The sequence below is a fragment of the uncultured Chitinophaga sp. genome (assembly GCF_937874145.1).
Taxonomy (GTDB): Bacteria; Bacteroidota; Bacteroidia; order Chitinophagales; family Chitinophagaceae; genus Chitinophaga.
The window spans coordinates 1-4,886 of sequence record NZ_CALNBI010000313.1 but is presented as its reverse complement, the minus strand read 5'-3'; the positions used below and the strand labels follow the sequence as shown (position 1 = coordinate 4,886).

Below are 4,886 nucleotides of genomic sequence, written 5' to 3'. Positions count from 1 at the left end.
GGTGACTGGAGTTCAGACGTGTGCTCTTCCGATCTAGACCTGGACGGTTTCGAAAGTACTGAACCCAGGGGCTTCCGGGTACAGCGACCTGGCGGCAGGCCCGGGCAATATCATTTACTGCCTTTACGAAACCAATACGAAAGACAACACAGGCTGGAATTACAGCCTCGTACTCAAAAAATTTTATACCAATTGGATAACCCGTTAAAACCGACACACCACATCATGAGAATTCAAGGATTGATCGCCGCCACATTCAGCTCTTTTCACGCAGACGGATCTCCCGACCTGACGCGCATCCCTTCGCTGGTAGACCAGCTGATCGCCGACGGCGTCAAGGGCGTGTTCATCTGCGGCACCAATGGCGAGGGGCCCAACCTCACCATCGAAGAGCGGATGCAGATCGCGGAGGCGTATGTGAAAGCCGTTAACAAACGTTGCCTGGTGCTGGTGCATGTGGGCCACCCGGCCATCGCGGAGGCGCGCAAGCTGGCGGAGCACGCGCAGCGCATCGGCGCGGATGCTATCTCCGCCGTGGCAGCGTTTTACTTCAAGCCATCGTCGGCTCAAAACCTGACCGACTGCATGGCGCAGATCGCATCCGCCGCGCCTGAGATGCCTTTCTATTATTACCATATACCCGCGATTACAGGCGTGGCCATGGATCTGCTGGAATTCCTCCAACTGGCGGAAAAAGCGATCCCCAACCTGGCGGGCATCAAATACACGGCGTCTACCCTGCATGAGTACCAGTCCTGCGTACAATACGGCAACGGCAAATTCGATATCCTTTTCGGGTACGACGAGCTGCTGCTGCCCGCGTTGGCCGTGGGCGCGAAGGGCGCTATCGGCAGTACCTACACATTCGCCGCACCGCTGTACCGCAAGGTGATCGAATCGTTCGAAGCGGGCGATATACAGGCGGCGCAGCAATGGCAATATGAAGCGGTGCGCATGATCCGCTGCCTGGGGCGTTATTCGCCGATCCCTACGCAGAAGGCCATCCTGAAAATCCTGGGTACCGACCTCGGGCCGTGCCGGCTGCCGCTGGCACAGCTGAGCCCGCAGCAGGCGGAAGACATCCGCCTTTATCTCGAAGAAATCCGGTTCGCGGAAACGCTGCGTGCTGCAGGAGCTTCCCTGCAGGGGAGCGTTGCGTCCGGCCATCATTCCCCTCACAAAAGCTAACAAATGAAAAATTCCCGTTACCTGTTTTTTTGCCTCGCGGCGCTGCTGTTCGCCGCCTGTAAGAAAGACGACGCGCCGGCAGACGGCGTTATCCGTGAAGTGATCTTCGAATCCGACAAACAGGAGATCAGCGCGGGCGACAGCATCGTGTTCAAGGATTATTCCGACGGATACGTGACGCACTGGAGCTGGACGTTCGAAGGCGGTACGCCGGAAGCCTCCACGCTGTCGGCCCCGAAAGTGATCTACGACCAGCCCGGTACTTACGAAGTAACGCTGGAGGTCAGGAATAAGGATATGGAAAAAGTGCTTACCAAAAAAGCGTATATCAAAGTGGATTACAACCGCGTGCGCGCCGATTTCAAGTCGGCCGCGGCGGTGTATTTCCAGCAGGAAGACGTGCAGTTCAGGGATACCAGCGCCGGCCGTCCGGAGACCTGGGCCTGGGAGTTTACGCCGGTGGCTGGCGGCGCAACATTGCGTTCCACGGTGCAGCATCCCGTCATGCGGTTTACCGATACCGGGTTCTACCGCGTAACCCTCAAGGCTTCTAATCCGCAGTTTACCGACGAGGTGGTGAAGGAGAATTTCATCCGGATACTCGATCCTTCTTCCATCAGCGCCGATTTTACGAGCGATCAGCCCGCTACGTATGCCGGCGGCAAGATCCGGTTGAAAGATGCGTCTATCGGCTTGCCTTCGGCATGGGAATGGAAAGTGGAAGGCGCGGAAACGTTCACTTCGGACGAACAGGAGCCTGAATTCACGTTCTCGCAGCCGGGGCGTTATAAAGTAACGCTGACCGTGCGCAATCCTTTCAATACGAATACGAAATCCGTAGATAAATTTCTGCTGGTGGTTCCCGCGGGCGACCTTTCGGCATTCGTTCCCTTCAACTATACCGCGGTGGATGCCGGGCCCAATGCGATCGCAACATCCGCGGTAGGCGGAGGCGTTACGTTCGGGCAAACGGACCGTTTGGGCAATACGGGGCAGACCGCTACATTCAACGGCGCTTCCGGCATCCTGCTCGCCGACCATGCATCGATGAACTTCGGAACTGGCAATTATACGGTATCTGTTTGGGTGAAGACGAGTTCCACCTCGCGCATGATGCTCTGGCAGGAATCCGGTCGGGCAGGGAGCAAGGATAACCAGACCTGGTTGCGCCTTAACGATAATACCAGCGACCGGCAGATGCGCTTCTGCATTGAAGACGGCGCAGGTTCCACCATTATGAACCTCGGCGGAACGGGCAACGTGAATGACGGCGCCTGGCATCATGTGGTGGCGGTGCGCGACGGGCTCACTACCCTGGTGTACATCGACGGTATCCGCGTGGGCATGTCCACCGCGCCTGCGCTGCGCAACGTTTCGAACGGGCAGGATTTCAAAATCGGCTTCCAGGAAGGGGCGACGGCGAATTCCTCGTATTTTAACGGTCAGATCGACGACGTGATCATTTACCGCAAAGCCCTCACGGAAGCGGAAGTGCAGGCGTTGCATCAACTGTAGCGTATGAAAAATTATTGTTTAATATTCCTGTTATGGATGTGTGGTATGACAACAAGTTGTTTACGTGATATGAAAACAGGGCAGGCGGCGTATCGTTGGGATACGCTGCCGCCCATCCCTGACGCCACGGGCTTTGCCGGGTCTTTCGCAGGTGTATCGAACGGTGCGTTGCTGGTGGCGGGCGGGAGCAATTTCCCCGATGGCGGCACGCCCTGGAACGGCGGCGTGAAAACCTGGTACGATAAAGTGTTTGTGCTGGAAAGTAAAGACAGTAGCTGGAAGGAAGCCGGGAAGCTCCCGCGCCCCCTGGGTTACGGCGTTTCCGTGAGTACGGAAGAAGGGCTGCTTTGCATCGGCGGCAGCAATGCGGAAGCGCATTATGCGGACGTATTCCTCCTGAAATGGCAAAACGGCCGGCTCGAAACAATACCGTTTCCCTCGTTGCCCGTGCCGCTGGCCAATACCTGCGGCGCGATGGCGGGCGATAAGGTGTATGTGGCCGGGGGATTGCATGCGCCCGACAGCAAGAATGCTGCGGCTGATTTTTACATGCTCGACCTGTCGGCCGACAGCCTTTCCTGGCAGCAACTCCCATCCTGGCCCGGGCCCGCGCGGATGCTGGGCGTAGCCGGCGCCTCCGGGGCGTCGTTCTTCCTTTTCAGCGGTGCAGCTTTCGAGAACGGCGCCCGCGGATACCTCCGCGACGCTTACCGGTACGATCCCGGCAGCGGCTGGCGCGCCTGCGCTTCCCTGCCAGCGCCCGTTGTAGCGGCGCCCACGCCCGCGGCAACGGATGCCAACGGAAATCTTAGCATCTTCGGCGGCGATTCCGGCGCGGATGCCGCCGTAGCCGCCACGTTGCGCGAAAACCATCCAGGGTTCCCGGATACGATTTATACCTACGACCCGGGTCAGGACAGCTGGGCGGTGGGTGGCCACATTCCCACGGAGAAACGCGCGGATGCCGCCGCTAATCCGAACGCGAGCCTTTGGGCGCCCGTGACCACGCCGCTCGTAAAGTGGAACGGAATGTACGTATTGCCCGGCGGCGAAGCGCGCCCCGGCACGCGGACGCCACGCGTGCGCACGGCGGAGTGATTTTATTTGACTAGATTTAAACTTACCACGGAAGAAACGGAACGATGAAAAACGCAAGATATTACCCATGGCTCGTGGTGGCGCTCCTTTGGATAGTGGCGCTGCTCAATTACCTCGACCGGCAGATGCTGTCTACCATGCGGCCGGCCATTCAGGCCGATATTCATGAACTGGAAAGCGCCACCAACTTCGGGCGTCTCATGGCGGTGTTCCTGTGGATATACGGGCTCATGTCGCCACTGTCGGGGCTTGCGGCCGACCGTTTCAACCGTAAATGGCTCATTACCGGCAGTTTGTTCGTCTGGTCCGCCGTGACCTTGCTCATGGGCTATGCCGATGGTTTCTGGCAGTTATATACGCTCCGCGCCATCATGGGCGTGAGCGAAGCGCTCTACATTCCGGCGGCATTATCCCTCATCGCGGATTACCATACCGGCTCCACGCGCTCCCTGGCCGTGGGGATTCATATGACAGGGCTGTACATGGGCCAGGCCCTTGGCGGCTTTGGCGCCACTATCGCCGCGGCAGCTTCCTGGCAGGCTACGTTCCATTGGTTCGGGCTGGCCGGGATCGTATATGCGGCGGTGCTGATGCTGCTGCTGCACGAAAAGCGGCCCGAATATCCGGCGGAACCGTTGTCGCAAATGCGGAAACCCTTGTTCGGTGGCCTCCGCGGATTGCTGAAGCTGCTGCCGTTCTGGGTGATCTTCCTTTACTTCTCCATCCCCAGCATTCCCGGCTGGGCCATCAAAAACTGGCTGCCTACCTTGTTCGCCGGCAGCCTCGACGTTCCCATGAGCGAGGCCGGTCCGCTGGCTACGATCACGATCGCGGCTTCGTCGCTGATCGGCGTCGTGGCGGGAGGCTTGCTGTCGGACCGCTGGGTGCAGCACAACGTCCGCGGGCGGGTGTACACCAGCGCCATCGGCTTGTCGCTCACCATTCCGGCTTTGTTGTTCCTGGGGCTGGGGGGCTCGGTGGCCTTCCTCGTGGCCGCGGCATTCTTCTTCGGTGCAGGCTTCGGGATGTTCGACGCCAACAACATGCCCATTCTCTGCCAGTTCGTATCGCCCCGCAACCGCGCA

4 protein-coding genes are annotated in these 4,886 nt (G+C 59.0%); all 4 read left to right on the top strand.

The features are described 5' to 3' along the window. Window positions 1-225 precede the first annotated feature (225 nt). On the top strand, window positions 226-1,188 hold the full coding sequence (locus Q0510_RS15220; protein ID WP_298713512.1) for a dihydrodipicolinate synthase family protein: 963 nt from the start codon (window positions 226-228) through the stop codon (window positions 1,186-1,188). 3 nt (window positions 1,189-1,191) lie between these two features. After that, a complete protein-coding gene (locus Q0510_RS15215) occupies window positions 1,192-2,703 on the top strand; it encodes a PKD domain-containing protein (protein ID WP_298713510.1) in 1,512 nt (503 codons plus the stop codon). Window positions 2,704-2,772: 69 nt separating this feature from the next. Continuing rightward, on the top strand, window positions 2,773-3,801 hold the full coding sequence (locus Q0510_RS15210) for a kelch repeat-containing protein (RefSeq protein ID WP_298713507.1): 1,029 nt from the start codon (window positions 2,773-2,775) through the stop codon (window positions 3,799-3,801). 44 nt (window positions 3,802-3,845) lie between these two features. Continuing rightward, the coding region (locus Q0510_RS15205; RefSeq protein ID WP_298713504.1) for an MFS transporter at window positions 3,846-4,886 on the top strand (1,041 nt) is incomplete at its 3' end.

Bases quoted from the DNA above. Each gene is read 5' to 3' on its own strand.
- Q0510_RS15220 (WP_298713512.1), top strand. From the start codon at position 226: ATGAGAATTCAAGGATTGATCGCCGCCACATTCAGCTCTTTTCACGCA.
- Q0510_RS15215 (WP_298713510.1), top strand. From the start codon at position 1,192: ATGAAAAATTCCCGTTACCTGTTTTTTTGCCTCGCGGCGCTGCTGTTC.
- Q0510_RS15210 (WP_298713507.1), top strand. From the start codon at position 2,773: ATGAAAACAGGGCAGGCGGCGTATCGTTGGGATACGCTGCCGCCCATC.